This window comes from uncultured Cytophaga sp. (assembly GCF_937863595.1).
GTDB lineage: Bacteria > Bacteroidota > Bacteroidia > Cytophagales > Cytophagaceae > Cytophaga.
In genome coordinates this window covers 19,764-36,906 of record NZ_CALMGQ010000063.1, presented here as the reverse complement: position 1 = coordinate 36,906, position 17,143 = coordinate 19,764, and the positions used below count along the sequence as shown (strand labels likewise).

Here is a 17,143-nt window from a genome sequence, read left to right as displayed (position 1 = left end):
GTTGTGCCTTTTCGGCAAACCAACTACTAATTAACACTGCTATTTTTATAAAACTTCTCACAGCTTTCATTGTCGTTCGGCTTTAGCCAACGGTATATTAGTTGCTATGCTATGTAATTGTAGACTGTTTTATGCATAAAAAAAGAAGTCCCGTTAAATCAATAACGAGACTTCTTTTAAACTTTAGGCCTTAAGCCTTTCGCATTAGGCTCTTAATTACTTCACTACCAAAGTAGTTGTACCAATTAAGTTGCCATCTTGCCATACTTTTAATGTATATGTACCAATTTTGTATTCAGAACCTTTAGAGTATGTGAATGAAACAGGTTGATTTGTATTAGAGAAATCAATGTTTTGTTTTTCAGTAAATGGTACTTCTTTTCCTTCAGATGTTTTGAAGAAACCACCACCTAAAGAACTATCAAATAATGGTGCACCGCTTGGCTCAATTACTTGTAAGTAAATTACTTTCTTTGTTTTAGGAGCAACTTTGTTTTCGCCTAATGTAAATGCTACTTTGATTTTGTCGATGTTTTTACCTTTGTATTCATCATCCATCAACTCTTTACCTTTTGCATTGATTACAGTAGCTTTTAAGTTTTCAGCTTTTAAGATTGAAGCCAATTCATATTTCTGTTGTAAGTCAGAACGAACTGTTTTCAAGCTATTGATAGAATCATTCATAGATACTTTTTCTTGATTCAACGTATCTATTGAAGATTTTAAGCCTACATTCTCTTCACGTAATTTGATGATTTCAGCTTCTTTATCAGCTAAATCTTTTTTGTAACCATTAATTTGAGCGTTTAATTTTCTCATATTAACTGCATTACCATTTTTCAAACCAACGATTGCTTTGTCTAATTCAGCAATTTTAGAAGCTAATGAATCATTCGATAAACCAAGTTCAGCAGATTGTGCTTGTAAACTTGCAAATTGAACTTGTAACGCTTCTAATTCACTTAATTTAGTCTGCAATGAATCATCTTTTAAGATAATTGATTGTTCTTGTTGTTCAATCTTTGTAGATTTTTGATTGTTGTTGAATAATAAATATCCAATCACGCCTAGTAAAGCAAGTATGATTAAGATAAAAATTAAATTGTTCCCTTTTTTGTTTTCTTCTTGTGCCATAATAAGTGTTAGTTAGTTTAAAAGTTTGTCATTTATAGTTTATAGTATATTAAATATACTCAAATAAACTTAAGTATTCCAATAGGGTAATGATTCTTTTAGTTGAATTATTGAAAAGACTGATCTAGCCCCTTCTTCCAAAAACCTACCCTTTACAAACTATATCCAAACACATTCAATCGTTTACAATCGAATAGTATATTGTTACCAGCATTTGAACGATTAAATTAGAACAGTGAGTTGGCTTAAGGTGAACTCCATTTATACCTGTCATTATTCCTCCCACCTTATAGGACATCTAAAATTGCCAATTCGTGGGTCTCAAATCCAACTGTGCCAGCTTCCTTTTTCAAAAGAAAGAATTTTAATACTGTTTTTAATAATCATTGGTAACTGTGCGTTTTTTTTGCAATTTGTAAACCATAACAAGACAGGAAACCATGAAATATGATGTGTGTATTATAGGCGCTGGACCAGCAGGTTATGCGGCAGCAATGAGAGCCTTAGATTTGAACAAATCTGTCATATTAATTGAAAAAGAAAAAGTTGGAGGTGCGGGTTTATATAATGGTGCCATTTCCTCAAAAACATTCTGGGAACTTTCAAAAGATATTCAAACTGCCCGTAGAAGGCTCGCTCAATATAGTCCGGATCAACATTTTTCTGTTACCTATCAACAAGTTTTGGGACAAGTACGTGGAGGCATTGCCAACAGACGTTTTCACCTTGAAGGACAAATAGAAGGCCTATTAAAACAAGAAGGAATACGCCTTCGATATCTAAAAGGATACGCAAGAATTACTGATGCACATACTGTTGAAGTTCAAACAGGTACTGATAAAGAACTTATTGAAGTTGAAAATATTATTATTGCCACAGGTAGTAGTCCCCGAAAACTTCCAAATATTCCCATCGATGAAAAAATAATTGTAACAAGTGATGGCGTAGAGAATTTTGAAAACTTCCCAAAAAGTCTCGTTATTCTAGGTGCAGGTGTTATCGGTTGCGAATGGGCAACCATATTTTCAAATTTTGGATATACGGCAGTAAACATCATCGATAAAGCAGATCGCATTTTATCTTTCGAAGACGATGATGTAACTGATGTGGTAGAAGCAAACATGCGCAAACAAGGTATAACGGTTCATAAAAAATCGAACTTGCTGAGCATGAAAATTGCAGATGGTGAAGTAGAATACATTATTGAATATACCGATGGCAGAAAAGAAATGCATCGCGTTGAAAAGGTACTCGTTTCAGTAGGACGCGTACCCAATACTAAAAATTTAGGTTTAGAAGAAGTCGGTGTTACTCTGTTGCCAAACGGACATATTTATAATAACGACGGACAAACAAATATACCAAACATTTATGTTGCAGGTGATATTTCTTCGGATGTGGCACTCGTAAACGTTGCAGAACTTGAAGGCAGACATGTCATTGAGAGAATGTATGGACTTAGCAACGAAGATCTGACGTATAATCACGTATCCACTATCATGTTTGTACAACCGGAAGTTGCTGGAGTTGGTATGAATGAAAAACGTGCCTTAAAAGAAAAAATTCCTTACAAAGTTGTTAAAATTCGGTATGATATGATCCCTCGTGCCATTGCTATGAGAAATAACGACGGCTTTTTTAAGATCTTAGTAACCAACGATAATGAAATGAAAATCTTAGGTATGCGTGCCGTGGGAGTACATGCCTCCAGTGCCATTCAAGCTGTAGCATTACTTATTTCAATGGATAAAGGGGTAGAAGAATTGGCCGATATGATACACCCGCACCCTTCAATTATTGAAGGCATACAAGAATGCATGCGCATGTTATTGGGAAAATCTGTTTTAAAACCACAGTTTTTTAAAGGAATGTTGATGTGTAAATCGTGTGATGAAAATGGCTGTACAAACGATATTGTTTATTTAAAATAAAAACATTCATGAAATTTACATCATCCCGATTATCTTCAGGTAATAAACTATTTCCTACAGAAATTCACATCGAAGACACCGGCATCAAAATTAAAAACCCTGGTGTTTTCAATAGTAAGTCAACATTTATTGCATATATAGATATTGTATCCATAAGTATAGATAACCCTCTTGTTGGCTATAGCACCTTAACATTTTACACCAACAGCACAAATATGGTTGTTACAGGATTTACCAAAAAACAATCGGAAGAAATTAACGAGATTGTTTTGAATAAGAAAAAATGAAAAAAGATATCCTAAATAACTTCGGATTTATTGTTCTGATACTGTCAACCTTATTCTTTATTAAAATTCAGATTACGAATAATTCTGCCTATGCAGGGTTTCAACGTAGTTTTAGTTTTATGGTGAATGTGTTGGTTTTTATGAGTTTGGTATATTTTGGATACCTCGTGTATAAGAATTACATCCAAAAGAAAAAAGAATAAGAAGGTGAACCTTTAAGAATACAGAATTGTTACTAATCAGAATATAATTTTGTTTTAATTAATAAAAATTGCTATATTCAGAATATAATTTTACATATACATAAGTTTAACCGTTTAAAAATCCGTACTATTATGAGTTTAAGATTAGGCGATATTGCTCCAGATTTCAAAGCAGAAACTTCAGAGGGACCAATTTCTTTCCATTCATGGTTAGGTGATAGTTGGGGTGTTTTATTTTCACATCCAGCAGATTATACACCTGTTTGTACAACAGAGCTTGGCGCTACTGCAAAACTTCAAAAAGAATTTGAAAAACGTAACGTCAAAGTTGCCGCACTAAGTGTTGACGGAGTAGAGTCTCACAAAGGTTGGATAAAGGACATTAACGAAACACAACATACAACTGTTAATTTCCCAATCATAGCGGATGAAGATAAAAAAGTATCTGAATTGTATGATATGATTCACCCAAATGCAAGTGCAACCTTAACAGTTCGTTCGCTGTTTGTAATTGGAAATGATAAAAAAATAAAATTAATCATTACGTATCCTGCTTCTACAGGTAGAAATTTTGATGAAATTTTACGTGTTATTGATTCACTTCAATTGACGGCTAATTACAGTGTAGCTACTCCTGCCAACTGGAAAGAAGGCGAAGATGTAGTTATTTCTCCTGCAATTAAGGATGAAGACATCCCTGCAAAATTCCCGAAAGGACACACGCGTATTAAGCCATACTTACGTATGACGCCGCAGCCGAACAAATAAGTTCAGCCTTGGTATTAATAAAAAATGCGACTATAAAAGTCGCATTTTTTATTAATACCAATTTTAATTAAAATTGATTTACTTTTTATTTTTGTATTGTTGGTTCAAGGCTTCAATTACTTGACTTGAAATATTTAAGGTATCTTTCGCATACACAATAGTTGCGGGGTTTCCTTTAACGTAGGTAAACACGTAAGAATAATTTTTTTCTTTACTTAATACTTTTAAATACTCATCTAATTTTTTCAGAAAGTTTTTGTTGAAGTTCTCTTCCTTATCCGCTAAATCACTACGCAAACGATCTCTTAACTCCAACAACGTTTGCTCTTCTTGCATCAAATCTTTTTCTCTCTTTTCTCTAACTTCTGGAGCTAAGCTTTGAGCCAACTGTTGGTAGCGACCCACATTTTCTTCGTAGGTTTTTTGTTTTTTAGCAAATTCAGTCTCTTTTCTTTTAAAATCATTTTCAAGATTTGAGATTCCATCTTTATAAAATTGATATTTCTTTGTTAGTTCTTCAAAATCAATAAAGGCAATAGCACCATTATTAGATCCCAAATTTGGCAAACTATCAATAACTAAATCGTCTTCTACAATTATTGTAGAATCTCCAACTGCAACATTTGCAACTTGAGCTTTTTGACCTTGAAAATGAAGAATAAATAAAATAATAACCGCAATGGCCAATACGCCATTTATAAGTAGAGAAATACGTTGATTCACAGGATTATTCGTTATAAGTAAATACTAATCTGAATTATTTAATAAAGATAAAAATTATAGTTTAGATAACTATAGTAAAGGTGGTTCCTTTTTTCATTTTTGACTCCACATTAATTCTACCACCAATTTTATTTACCGCCATTTTTACCAAATATAAGCCCAAACCCGATCCCCCTGAAATGTCACTTGCCCTATAAAACATATCAAATACTTTGTCTTTTAAATCTTTATTGATCCCTATACCATTATCTACAAATTCAAAAACCGTTTTTTGTTTATCAATTTCAATTCGAATTTTAATAAATGAATTCCCCTTTTCTCTATCTCTATATGTGAATGCATTTTCTATTAAATTTTGAAAAATAGAATAGACCATGTTCCGATCCGAATAAAAGTCACGATCTTGAGTAACATTAATTTCTATTTTAAACGTCTCAAAATCTACGATATTATTTAAGCTAAATTGTACTTCTTCAATAATTTCCTGAAAATCAATTTGCGTTTGTTGAATAACATTATTATTGATCTTTGAAACCTGTAATAGATCTGCAACAAGGGTATCTAAGCGGGTAGAGCTTTTTTCGATGTGATGAAAATATTCTCGCGCTTCTAAATCATCTATATCCAAAATACCTAATCTTGCCAACCCTATAATTGATTTTAATGGTCCCTTTATATCATGCGAAGCCTTATATACAAAGGCATCGAGCTGTTGATTCTTAAATTCCAATTCTTTGGTACGCTCTCTAACTTTATCTTCTAATTCTTTGGTAAGCTTGTCTTTTAATAAATCATTTTCTTTTAATTGACTGATTAATTTAAATTGGCTAACTCGGTTTTCACTAATCACGATCCTTACTTGATCTGCCAATGCAAAAGAAAAAATAAACAACTGAAAAATGGTTCCAAAATTTAATGCATATACAGCAAATAAAGTATTATTAATATAACCCAATACCATTAAAATATGTATTGTAAAACCTACAAACAAAAGTGTATACGCAATAATAAAAAATCGTGCAGGTAAGTAGTTTTTAGAAAAGCTATAGACAGCAATAAAGAATATAAATATCAATATAAGAATGTCTATTTGATACATATATAGTAATGGGCCATAAAAAATAAAACCAAAAACATAAAGAGCAATCCGAAGTGTTAAAAGTATCCAAACAGTTCTACAATAATTTTTTGAAAAGAATGGGAGTTTTAAAAAAGAAGCAGCATATAATAATGAAGTTACAGAGAACAATGCAATTGAAAAACTCTGAACAAATTCATTTAAAACTACATGATCGTACCAAATATATTGATAGCCCAATCCATCATTGGATAAACTATATAAGGCAACACTCAATATATTTACGGCAAAATATAAATATGTTTTTTGTAACGTAACAACTGAAATAATTATACAATAGAGTGACATCAACAATAAGAAACCATAAAAAATGGATAAGAGCATATATTCTTTATCCGAATAATACACCACATCAGCATAAGTACGTATAGATCCAAAGACAGAAACAGATTGCTTACTTTGTATTCGAACAAAAATGGTATATGCTGTATTTGGTTGAAAACGAATTTCGTGTAGGTAATTTTTATGTTTAATTTTCCGATGATCAAACGGAAAAGAATCCCCGCCAACGGTATGTAAACAGACAGAATCTCCTACCAGCACATATAAGTCGTAAAGATCAATATGGAAATCGTACAGTTCAATTAAAAACTCTTTTGGTTTTTTACCAGTATATTCAACATCCACACGTGCCCACATCTCCTTATTAAAAGATTGCAAGCGAGGTGCATCGGTTTTGGTTGGTTTAAATTTCCCCTCATTCGAAAGTTCTTTGATTTGAGAGAATGATTTAGATTGAAGTGAATTTATATATATGTTACAATATCCCTTATCCCAATCAAATCGTTCGGTGGTATCTGTTAAAACAATCGGGTTTGAATAACCATGAATTACAACACTTGAAAAAATAAAATATAAAAGTAATGTACGTATTCTCATTGTATGGATATAATAGGTTTCATTCTAATACAGAATGAAACCTATTCTGTATACTAATCAAATATTTTAGTTGGTTCTGCTTTACCTAAATAAGGGCACGCTTGCAGTTGCTCCATAGATTCAAACGGAACGGGAACTTTCTTATACTTATACGCATCAACTAAAGGCATGGTTAGATTATTATCACCCATACTGATATCTATGTCATTCATTGTCATTTGAGATGGATGTTCGTACCCACAGGCATGGGTAATTTCTAAAATTTCCTTTCTCAAATTTTTAACATAATGGAATAAACGATCCGATTTTAGTGGAATATCAATTCCACCTTGTAACCACTTATTTTGAGTAGCGACTCCAGAAGGACATTTATTGGTATGGCAAATCTGTGCTTGTATACAACCAATAGACATCATCGCTTCACGTGCAACATGTATCACATCAGCACCTAAGGAAAATGCCATCAAGGCACTTTCCGGAAAACCTAATTTACCAGATGCAGCAAAAACAATACGATCGGTTAATCCTCTCTCAGCAAATATTTTATATACGTTGCTAAACGCGTATACAAATGGCAACGAAACGTGATCTGCAAAAGCGGGAGGTGCCGCACCAGTACCACCTTCACCGCCGTCAATGGTAATAAAGTCTGGGCCATATCCTTTCTCTAGCATTCTGTCTGCTAATTCAACCCACATTTCCATCTTACCTACTGCAGATTTAAAGCCAACGGGAAGACCCGTTTCAGCAGCAATTTTTTCGATGAATTCCATCATCTCTTCAACATTGGAAAATGCGCTGTGATAGGCAGGAGATATTACATCCACTCCCATAGGCACTCCTCTAATCTCTGCAATCTCTTTCGTAATTTTAGATGCAGGTAAAACCCCTCCTTTCCCAGGTTTTGCACCTTGAGAAAGTTTTAAATCAATTGCTTTTATACACGGATTCGCTTCCACCAAGGCTTTCATTTTAGCCATAGAAAAATTCCCATGTTCATCTCGTACACCAAAATAACCGGTCCCAAAATGGAACATAATATCTCCGCCATGTTTGTGATGCGGAGCCAAAGAACCTTCTCCGGTATTTTGATACGCGCCTGCTTTTAATGCTCCCTTATTTAATGATTCTACAGCTTTCGCAGACAAAGAACCATAACTCATTCCCGATATATTAATTATAGATTGGGGACGATACGGCTTTCTTCTTTTATTATACGCACCCATCACCTTTGCACAAGGCACAAAATCGGGTTGTTTTTTATTGGGATGCCCTTCCTTAACCGCATAGGAAAACATGGAAGGTTTTATAAACACAAAACCAGGGCTATTTTGATCCTGATCGGTACCAAACCCTTGATAATTATTTTCTTGTTTTGATGATGCATAAATCCAAGAACGTTGCCTTCTATTAAAAGGAAGTTCTTCTCTGTTATTAGCTACAATATATTGACGTAACTCTGGACCGATTTTTTCTAATAAGTATCTAAAGTGTCCTACAATAGGAAAGTTATGCTTGATGGTATGATGTCTATTAAAGAAAATATCTTTAATAGTTATAATACCCAGAATGATTAAAGCATACACCCACCAAGGCATCTCAGCAAGGAAATCAATTGTCTCTTTCATGTCTAAAATAAATTTTCAACCCAGTTTACGCAGTAATCTTGGTTTTATTCTGGAGCCACCTCTTCTTCAATTGGTTGTTCTTGTTGATTTTGATCGTCCGGATTTTGTTCATCTAGATTTTGATTTTCATCTCCTTGATTTTCTCCATCTTGATTTTGATATTGATCCGGAAGTTGATACTCCTCTTTCTGAGGTCTACTGTTTTGATTTTGTTGTTTACGAGTTTTCCACGTTTCGGTTCCCTTTGCACCATCATATTGTGCCGGTGGGGGTAAAGAATATTTCTTTCTGCGTTTTGGTGCTGTTGGTGCAAATTGGAACTTCGCTTGCATCAAACCATAGCCATCTTTTTTGGAACCAGGAAATGTTAGGTTGTCCAAATAATCTGTCGTTGTAAAACGATATACATATTCCACACATAAGGAAGAACGTTGCGTGATTGTAAATTGCAAACCTAGACCAGCAGGAATAACCATTGCAATTGAACTGCCACCTGGAATGGATGGAATCGGTGCAGACGGATTGTTATAATTTAAGGTTGGCGAAAACATTAATGCACCTATACCATAATGAATATAAGGCTTACAAAATGTATACTGCGATTCTTTTTTTCTATCAGGTGCTACGCGCACAATTTCATCAATCAAATACAATCGACCATAAATCTGAAATTCATAACCTGTTGTTTTGAAAGATAAATTTCTAGTAGTATTAAAGTCAGTTGATTGCAAATTCATATACGTAAACTCAGCCCCAAAAACCATATGTGGCCAAACCTTGTAATTTGCACCAGCTGAAAATCCATAACTAAGTCCTTTCAAACCTAAACCATCGGTTAAGTCGCCTCTATATGTAGTCAAAGCGCCACCTAAGGTAAACGTAATTGGACCTCTATAATAATATGTATCGAAAAATCCCGAATACTCGCGTTGTCTCTTAAATTGTGCAAATGAAACAGATAACGTTAAAATAAAAATAGATAGTACTGTTATGAACTTTCTCACAGAAAATAATTTTTTAGGTTTATAGTCAAATTTACTTAATAATTTGTGAATGCACAGCAGATTGAGAAGATATACAATTTGGAATGAATTTATTTTACCCTTTTTGTCCGAATTTCTTAAATTATTACGGAAAAGATAAGGATGATTTCATTTGTATCTATTATTTTTGCTTTAATCGTTTTATTATAAATTATAAAACGACGAATAAGTAATCAATCATTAAACTATATATCATGGGTGCAATAGGAACAATATTAATCGTAGTAGGTTTTATCATTGGAAACTTCAGTGGCTACATGCTTTCAAATACAAAAATTATGAAAGATTCTAATGGAGCAATTATTAAATCAAAAGAAGTGATGTTTGCAGCAATTATTGTTGTCGCTGGATTCATGATTTTGCTTGGTCAATATATTGTAGTTGCACCAAACAGCTATACTTGCCCTTATTAATTCTTAATCAAAAATTTTATTTATTAAAACCTGTACATATAGTACAGGTTTTTTTTTGCCCATTCTAAAATTAGAATTGTAATTTTAACTATTCTTTTTATATTTACATATAAATATATAATAACTTAAATATATGAGTGATATTAAATTTAATAACAAATGGTTCAAGTCTGGTCTTGATGTATTGAATGAAGTTCTCTATGGTAAGTGGAAATTTATTATTATTTGGAACTTAATGGATAAACCTTTACGGTTCTCTGATTTACGAAAAAATATCCCAGCAATTACAGATCGAATGTTGAGCTTGCAATTAAAAGAATTAGAGGAAAATAATTTTGTTGAACGTATTGTTACTGAAGCAACACCACCAAAAATTGATTATAAATTAACGCAAAAAGCGCTTGAAATAATGCCTGCTCTTAAATCTCTGGAAAAATATGGTAGAGGATTAGCCCAGCCTGAAGTTAAAAAAGCCAAAACTACTAAAAAAGTGATATTACCTTTAAGTGAGGATGAAGAATCATTTTTTGATAAATTAAGTTAAGTTTCTGAATAACATATAATTTACATATTTTTTATTTATTGTGGATTGATTCAACTACTATAAATTTGAAATAAAATTATAATAAATTGGTATAATCCAGAATAATCACATCTTTAAATGGATTACGTTTGTACCCACATTTCCCTAATAGTGAATACGTTTAAATTTTATTCTTCAGCACTCAAGAAAAACCCCCGTGCTTTAGCCTTGTTCATTATTACTATCTGTACACTAGATCCTTCAATTTTACTTTCTAGCCAGGCTATGATATCAAAATAGATAAATGCTCTTTTTTCATAGGCACTATTTTCGATAGGGACCAATTGATTTTTTAAGGTGCTAAATCTGCCAACCAATTCTGTTACATCCACATCGTCATTTAAATCTTTTAAAAATTTGAGAATGAATTTTTGAAACATTCGTAAATCGTCTCGTTTCCATAAGAAGCGATAGGTGGAAATTATATAGTACTTAATCACATCAAAATTGCCCAATTCATAATGACAAATCAAATTGATTATCCGAGCAAAGCAATGGATGTCTTCTCGAATATCTACGTTCGGAATATTGATAATTTTATTTAACCAACGCAAACAATGGTTGTATAATCCGGCTCCAAAATACAAGCATGCGATTTTATACATTAAAATTAAAGCAGAGTGTGTATCGAGTTTTTTAAGCAATTCATCTATGTCTTCTTTCCGTTCTACAAATAGCTTTTTAACACCTTCGTGAAACTCTCCTGTAAGGAAGAAAAGGTTCAATTCATGTATAAAATAATACTTTAATAAACTGGTTTTCAATCTTTCATTAAAATAAACAGTACTATCATTTGTAAAGTTAATAAGCTTGTGTTTACTTTCGACAAAAGCATTAAAGTAATTCAACTTAAATTCTGCTATCATTAAGTTATTCAATGCTTTAACATAATTTTCTGGGGAAAACTTAATACGGTCCGGATTTTCCTCATACAAATGCACTAACTGATTGGCATACAGGTGTCCATTAGAAAAATCTTGTAAAAAGTAGTAATAACCGATGTATAAAAGATACAAGGTAATTTTTTCTCCAACAGATAGATCTTCTTCTTTATAATCAGGCAAATGGCTGATAAAATATTCTTTTACTCGAACGGAGTCTTCTTCATCTCGAATAAAGCCAATACGGGTATAATAGGAATTTAATTTGATGTTGAGGTTGGAAAACATGTTGACATTGTGAATCTGTGCGTTGATTTTTTGCACGTCCTCAATAATGGCATCAACCGTTTGTTCAATATCCTCATCAATGGTAAGCATCAAAATGCTTTTTTCAAGTTTAATAATTTCTAGTGTAAGCTCTAAATTTTCATGTACCTGAGATAATCGTCGTGCTTTTTTAAGACATGTTTTGCCTTGCTGATATAGCCGACGCTCAAATAAAAGTTGCGCAAAATCGATCTGCTCCCGGATTTGCAGGTCTAATATTTTAGGAAGATTGTATTGTCTAAGAGAGAATAATATCTTCTCATACAAATATGCTTTCAAATTAGATAGCTGTGAAGCCTTGATACTGGGTATGACTTCGGAAATACGTTCTTCGTTAAAAACCTTTTGTTTGTTCAGATAATCAAACAATAAGAGCATCTTTTTATCTTCTAAATCTCCGCTGCTGGTATGATTCAGTTTAAAATGTCTTTTTTCATTCGGACTTAAGGAATGAATGAGATCAAATAGGCTTTTCGACTTAACTCTTGACATAGTAATTATAATGAACGAATTGTTTTCATAATCAGATTGTAATGCAATATAATTAATTGTTGGAAAACGTAAAAAGAATTTTTCAAGCTTATTTATACTACATGTTGATTTTTTCGAGTAGTTTTTTTGAGAATATTAAATTCGCATTTTAAAACCATGGGATTGAAGTAACAAATCCTTTAATTGTTTGCATAGAAAATTTTGCTCCCAAATTACTCCCTTAGTGAATCAGAAGAATTATGAAACATGAGCACATTCCACATAAAACGCCGTACAACCTTAGTAAACGTTAAATTTATTGGTAGAATAAATTGCCATAATTGCTTACCCTTTGTTTCAATCTTAAGTCAAAAAAAAGCCCCACTAGTATAGTGAGGCTTCAATATTTTAATTTCGTATCTATTTATTATTTATAGAGCTTCTTATAATTCGCTTTGCCCTCTTCTAAGAAATCAACATAGATTGATACATTTCGCTCATAATTTATAGGCGCTGTCAATTCCATTTCAGAATGTGGGTCGATGATTACATAAAATGGTTGCGCTAAGAAATTAAATCGGGTATTTTGGAAATCGTGATTTTGTTTTCCAATTGACTTTTTAACTTTACCATCTTTTGTTGATGTATACCATTCATTTTCTGGCAATTCGGTGCGATCATCTACATATAAGGCTACTATTACAAAGTCTTCTTTTAACCGTTTGAGAACCGTAGAATCTGCCCAAACGTTGCGTTCCATTTCTCTACAATTAACACAACCATGACCCGTGAAATCTACAAAGAGAGGTTTTCCTTGTTCCTTCGCACAGGCAACGGCTTCTTTATAATCGAAGTATCCTTGCAAGCCCAAAGGCAAATGCAAAAATTCACTGTATTTTGGGGTGCCGCAAATTTTATCCGTCGCTTCTGTATAATCTTCTAAAGGAGGCAAATAACCAGACAATTGTTTTAAACTTCCGCCAGCAACTCCTGTTCCTAAATATGCTGCAAAGACAATAAACAAGATTGCTAAAACTCTTCTTGGCCAACTAATTTCTCCTTTGTCATGTTCCGTGAATTTTATTAAGCCCAATAAATATAATCCCAGTGAGAAGAATATGATGATCCAGATTAATAAAAACGTATTTCGGTTCAATATATTCCAATGCATTACTTGGTCGGCTATACTTAAGAATTTCAGTGCCAATGCCAATTCAATAAAACCTAAGGTTACTTTAACGGTATTCAACCAACCGCCAGATTTAGGCAATGATTTCAACCAATTTGGGAATAAAGCAAATAAGGTAAACGGCAAGGCAAAGGCAGACGAATATGCAACCATCCCTACAATCGGTTTAATAATTTCTCCGCCCGCAGCAGACAATAAAATCGTACTCACAATCGGACCGGTACACGAAAACGAAACCAATACAATGGTGAATGCCATGAAGAATATCCCCACGTATCCACCCTTATCAGATTGTTTATCAACCTTATTAATGAAATTATTGGGTAAGGTTATTTCAAACAGGCCAAAAAACGATAAGGCAAAAACAATAAAGATTACCGTAAATAATATGTTTGGGAACCAATGGGTACTTAAGAAATTGGCAAACTCCGGACCATTGATTTTTGCTATGACTACCCCGATTAATGTATAAATGGTAACAATGGACAAACCATAAATGATTGCTTTGCGCACAGATTCTTTTTTAGAACTTGAGGTATTTGAAAAGAACGATACCGTCATTGGCACCATCGGAAATACGCAAGGCGTAATAATGGATACAAAACCAGCAGCAAAGGCAAAGATTGCAAACAACAATAAAGATGTGTCTTCATTGACGCCGCCTCTTTCTTTCACTGTGATTTTTATGGTGGAAGCAACAACTGTTTTCTTTTGTGCTTTCGTTAATTCTTTGCTTTCTCCAGCCAAACTATCTTTCAATAACTGAATAATCGCTTCGTTGATGCTATCTCGCTTTACAAGATTGTCAATGTGTTTGGCAATTGTTTGCAATTCCGATTCTGGAATGCTTACATTTTTTTGCGCCTGAACATTAAACGCTAAAAAAAGAAAACTGAAAAGGTACAGGATGTATGCTCTCATTATTTACTATATTTTTTAACGAAATTTTTTAAATAACCAACACTTACATCATTGCCTTTTGAATCTTGTTGTGTCAACAATTTTTTTTGTTCTTCTAACTCTTTTAAAGAAGAAGTCTTTTTTGCATTCGTTTCTGAATGTTTGGTTTCTACAACAGTTTGCTCACTAGTACTTTGTACGCCACTTCCTTTTTCAACCTGTGCTTTAGTATTTTTTTTTGCTGGAAGAATCGTTGGATTAAAAAACTCGAAATCAACTTCGCCTGGAATACAACGTCCTGCTGCATCGCTGCAGGTTTGAAAATTAACTGTGAAAGAAATCTTTGGTTGTACTGAGGTGACAACTATTTTTTGTCTGAATTCTGCATGTCCGACAAAGTACGTAACATCCCCTTCCCAGATCTTATCGTACTTTTTCTTCGGATTTATTGCCTTTGGTTTAGCCAATAAGCGATAACCGACTTGCTCTTCAAAATCAAATTGAGTTAGAGACGGACCTAAGTCCTTATCAAAATCATTGGAATATAAATACCAATCTGGTATAATAGTAGCGCTTGCAACAATTTCAACTGTATCGCCAACATGTATCTCTTTGGAAGATAAGGCAAAAGACCATTTAATGGGATCTGTATTTTGCGCCTGAACCAAACCAGACAACAAACAAAAACTAAGTATTAAAATTCGTTTCATATTCTATAATAGACAAATATAAGGGCTATAAAGTTTCTAACGAAGGATTTGTCGGCAAGGTATGCTAAAACCGACAGCTTTATAAAGGATATTGCAAATAGCAAAAGATAAATTCCAAAGAGATGGAAATAATCCTGAAGGAAACCTATGAGGTCTTTATTCCAATACCTCAACCCATTCGTGATATTTGTTCTCTTAATTTAGAGAACTCATAGGTTTACAGTGCCTTCTAAACTTTTCTGGCGTTGGTGTTAAGCGTATCGTAACTCGTGTCGCTTATTTTTATAGTCTTTGACCACATTTCTGATATACGAAACCTCCTATGAGCTGTTCCTCCTGCACCATGTTCTGCGACACACCAAAGCCGCCAACTTAATTGGCTTTTTTTCTGAAGACTGGAGACTGCGAGGTTTTTAAAAACCTCATTGGTTTGAGCGTTATTTCCGCTAGCGGCGAAAATCCAACAATCTACTTTAATCCAATAAATCCTAATCCTGCTTCCCGAAATACTTGTGAAACAATACAATCGTTTCAATTCCTTTTAAATAATTAAAAACATTATAATGTTCGTTTGGCGAGTGGATCGCATCAGAATCCAAACCAAAGCCCATCAATACGGTTTTCAAACCCAATACTTTCTCGAATAAGGCAACAATCGGAATGCTTCCACCTTCGCGCATTGGGATTGGCTTTTTATTCCATGCTTCCGCAAAAGCTGCTTCAGCTGCTTTGTAACCAGCACTATCTGTTGGAGTAATGGCAGGCTCGCCACCGTGATGCGGAATTACTTCTACTTTTACCGATGCTGGAGCAACAGACTTAAAATAGTTTGTAAATAATTCTGTGATTTTATCAGGACTTTGATTCGGCACCAAACGCATTGAAATTTTTGCTTGTGCTACAGAAGGCAAAACCGTTTTCGCTCCTTCGCCTGTATAACCGCCCCAAATCCCGTTTACATCTAAGGTCGGCCGAATAGACGTGCGTTCCAATGTTGAATATCCTTTTTCGCCTTCTACATCTGCAATGTCGAGTGCATTTTTATACGTATCTAAATTGAACGGCGCCATATTAAATGCTTTACGTTCTTCATCAGACAATTCTACAACATCACCGTAAAAACCAGGAATGGTAATGTGATTGTTTTCATCCTTCATGCCCGCAATCATGTCACACAAAATGTTGATGGGGTTTGCAACTGCACCACCATATACACCGGAATGTAAATCACGATTCGGGCCCGTAACTTTAACTTCTAAATAACTCAAGCCACGTAAGCCAATAGTGATGGAAGGCGTTTCTACAGAAAATATAGACGTATCTGAAACCAAGATCACATCTGCTTTCAGTTTCTCTTTATTATTTTCTAAAAACGGACCAAGGTTATCGGAACCAACTTCTTCTTCGCCTTCAATCATGAATTTGATGTTGCACGGAACGTCCTTCATTGCAGTCAAAATCTCCAAGGCTTTGATGTGCATGTATACTTGTCCTTTGTCGTCGCAGGCACCACGAGCATAAATGTTACCGTCTTTAATTACAGGTTCGAAGGGCGGCGAAGTCCATAACTCATACGGATCTGCAGGCTGCACATCGTAGTGACCATACACCAAAATTGTTGGCTTCGATGGATCAACCATTTTCTCTGCATACACTACAGGGTTTCCGCCTGTCTCACATAATTCTGCTTTATCGGCACCTGCTTTTAAAAATTGTGCCTTCGCAAATTCCGCAGCACGTAATACATCTGTTTTGAATTTCTTATCGGCACTTACAGACGGTATTTTCAACCAGTCACATAATTCATTAATAAAGCGATCTTTATTTTGTTCGACGTAGGTAGAAACAGATGCTGCAGTAAGTTGAGACATAGGGGTGGTTGTTAGGTATCGTATGTAAAGATAGAAAAAATAGTTTTAGGTATTAAGTTTTAAG

The 17,143-nt window shown here is 33.9% G+C and carries 15 protein-coding genes; 6 read left to right on the top strand and 9 right to left on the bottom strand.

Translation table 11 applies throughout. From position 1 onward, the window contains the following. Positions 1-216 precede the first annotated feature (216 nt). The gene (locus Q0543_RS05550; RefSeq protein ID WP_299250217.1) at positions 217-1,134 is read right to left on the bottom strand and encodes a hypothetical protein; all 918 of its coding nucleotides are present in this window, start codon (positions 1,132-1,134) and stop codon (positions 217-219) included. 440 nt (positions 1,135-1,574) lie between these two features. Between Q0543_RS05550 and Q0543_RS05545 the strand changes: the two genes are divergently transcribed. The 4 genes from Q0543_RS05545 to Q0543_RS05530 all read left to right on the top strand — a co-directional run bounded on the left by Q0543_RS05545 (position 1,575) and on the right by Q0543_RS05530 (position 4,323). Continuing rightward, positions 1,575-3,065, top strand: a complete 1,491-nt coding sequence (locus Q0543_RS05545) for an NAD(P)/FAD-dependent oxidoreductase (RefSeq protein ID WP_299250216.1) — start codon at positions 1,575-1,577, stop codon at positions 3,063-3,065. Positions 3,066-3,073: 8 nt separating this feature from the next. Then, entirely contained in the window at positions 3,074-3,352 is a 279-nt protein-coding gene (locus tag Q0543_RS05540; protein ID WP_299250215.1) for a hypothetical protein, read from the top strand. After that, on the top strand, positions 3,349-3,555 hold the full coding sequence (locus Q0543_RS05535) for a hypothetical protein (RefSeq protein WP_299250213.1): 207 nt from the start codon (positions 3,349-3,351) through the stop codon (positions 3,553-3,555). Before Q0543_RS05540 ends, Q0543_RS05535 begins: the two co-directional genes overlap by 4 nt. Before the next feature lie 132 nt (positions 3,556-3,687). Next, positions 3,688-4,323, top strand: a complete 636-nt coding sequence (locus Q0543_RS05530) for a peroxiredoxin (protein WP_299250212.1) — start codon at positions 3,688-3,690, stop codon at positions 4,321-4,323. A gap of 78 nt (positions 4,324-4,401) precedes the next feature. Here Q0543_RS05530 and Q0543_RS05525 read toward each other — a convergent pair whose 3' ends face one another. From Q0543_RS05525 to Q0543_RS05510, 4 genes are all read right to left on the bottom strand, one after another. After that, positions 4,402-5,046: an OmpH family outer membrane protein gene (locus tag Q0543_RS05525; RefSeq protein ID WP_299250211.1), complete on the bottom strand. Its 645-nt coding sequence runs from the start codon at positions 5,044-5,046 to the stop codon at positions 4,402-4,404. A gap of 61 nt (positions 5,047-5,107) precedes the next feature. Further along, entirely contained in the window at positions 5,108-7,063 is a 1,956-nt protein-coding gene (locus Q0543_RS05520) for a sensor histidine kinase (RefSeq protein ID WP_299250210.1), read from the bottom strand. A gap of 53 nt (positions 7,064-7,116) precedes the next feature. After that, positions 7,117-8,691: an FMN-binding glutamate synthase family protein gene (locus Q0543_RS05515; RefSeq protein WP_299250208.1), complete on the bottom strand. Its 1,575-nt coding sequence runs from the start codon at positions 8,689-8,691 to the stop codon at positions 7,117-7,119. Positions 8,692-8,735: 44 nt separating this feature from the next. Continuing rightward, a complete protein-coding gene (locus tag Q0543_RS05510; protein ID WP_299250206.1) occupies positions 8,736-9,695 on the bottom strand; it encodes a hypothetical protein in 960 nt (319 codons plus the stop codon). Positions 9,696-9,928: 233 nt separating this feature from the next. Here Q0543_RS05510 and Q0543_RS05505 point away from each other — a divergent pair, with 233 nt between their 5' ends. Beyond that, complete coding sequence (locus tag Q0543_RS05505; RefSeq protein WP_299250204.1) at positions 9,929-10,147, top strand: hypothetical protein; 219 nt, start codon at positions 9,929-9,931, stop codon at positions 10,145-10,147. Positions 10,148-10,280: 133 nt separating this feature from the next. Next, a complete protein-coding gene (locus Q0543_RS05500) occupies positions 10,281-10,691 on the top strand; it encodes a helix-turn-helix domain-containing protein (protein WP_299250202.1) in 411 nt (136 codons plus the stop codon). 167 nt (positions 10,692-10,858) lie between these two features. Here Q0543_RS05500 and Q0543_RS05495 read toward each other — a convergent pair whose 3' ends face one another. From Q0543_RS05495 to Q0543_RS05480, 4 genes are all read right to left on the bottom strand, one after another. After that, positions 10,859-12,430, bottom strand: a complete 1,572-nt coding sequence (locus Q0543_RS05495) for a hypothetical protein (protein ID WP_299250200.1) — start codon at positions 12,428-12,430, stop codon at positions 10,859-10,861. Positions 12,431-12,836: 406 nt separating this feature from the next. Then, on the bottom strand, positions 12,837-14,519 hold the full coding sequence (locus tag Q0543_RS05490; RefSeq protein WP_299250198.1) for a cytochrome c biogenesis protein CcdA: 1,683 nt from the start codon (positions 14,517-14,519) through the stop codon (positions 12,837-12,839). Next, complete coding sequence (locus Q0543_RS05485; protein ID WP_299250196.1) at positions 14,519-15,208, bottom strand: protein-disulfide reductase DsbD N-terminal domain-containing protein; 690 nt, start codon at positions 15,206-15,208, stop codon at positions 14,519-14,521. The genes Q0543_RS05490 and Q0543_RS05485 overlap by 1 nt, the downstream gene beginning before the upstream one ends. Before the next feature lie 488 nt (positions 15,209-15,696). Continuing rightward, positions 15,697-17,079 (bottom strand): dipeptidase, encoded by a 1,383-nt coding sequence (locus Q0543_RS05480; protein ID WP_299250194.1) that lies wholly within the window; start codon positions 17,077-17,079, stop codon positions 15,697-15,699. Between the last annotated feature and the right edge of the window lie 64 nt (positions 17,080-17,143).

What these genes read in the sequence shown, in the direction of transcription:
- Q0543_RS05550 (WP_299250217.1), bottom strand. Translation starts at nt 1,134, where the DNA reads ATGGCACAAGAAGAAAACAAAAAAGGGAACAATTTAATTTTTATCTTA.
- Q0543_RS05545 (WP_299250216.1), top strand. Translation starts at nt 1,575, where the DNA reads ATGAAATATGATGTGTGTATTATAGGCGCTGGACCAGCAGGTTATGCG.
- Q0543_RS05540 (WP_299250215.1), top strand. Translation starts at nt 3,074, where the DNA reads ATGAAATTTACATCATCCCGATTATCTTCAGGTAATAAACTATTTCCT.
- Q0543_RS05535 (WP_299250213.1), top strand. Translation starts at nt 3,349, where the DNA reads ATGAAAAAAGATATCCTAAATAACTTCGGATTTATTGTTCTGATACTG.
- Q0543_RS05530 (WP_299250212.1), top strand. Translation starts at nt 3,688, where the DNA reads ATGAGTTTAAGATTAGGCGATATTGCTCCAGATTTCAAAGCAGAAACT.
- Q0543_RS05520 (WP_299250210.1), bottom strand. Translation starts at nt 7,063, where the DNA reads ATGAGAATACGTACATTACTTTTATATTTTATTTTTTCAAGTGTTGTA.
- Q0543_RS05515 (WP_299250208.1), bottom strand. Translation starts at nt 8,691, where the DNA reads ATGAAAGAGACAATTGATTTCCTTGCTGAGATGCCTTGGTGGGTGTAT.
- Q0543_RS05505 (WP_299250204.1), top strand. Translation starts at nt 9,929, where the DNA reads ATGGGTGCAATAGGAACAATATTAATCGTAGTAGGTTTTATCATTGGA.
- Q0543_RS05500 (WP_299250202.1), top strand. Translation starts at nt 10,281, where the DNA reads ATGAGTGATATTAAATTTAATAACAAATGGTTCAAGTCTGGTCTTGAT.
- Q0543_RS05495 (WP_299250200.1), bottom strand. Translation starts at nt 12,430, where the DNA reads ATGTCAAGAGTTAAGTCGAAAAGCCTATTTGATCTCATTCATTCCTTA.
- Q0543_RS05490 (WP_299250198.1), bottom strand. Translation starts at nt 14,519, where the DNA reads ATGAGAGCATACATCCTGTACCTTTTCAGTTTTCTTTTTTTAGCGTTT.
- Q0543_RS05485 (WP_299250196.1), bottom strand. Translation starts at nt 15,208, where the DNA reads ATGAAACGAATTTTAATACTTAGTTTTTGTTTGTTGTCTGGTTTGGTT.
- Q0543_RS05480 (WP_299250194.1), bottom strand. Translation starts at nt 17,079, where the DNA reads ATGTCTCAACTTACTGCAGCATCTGTTTCTACCTACGTCGAACAAAAT.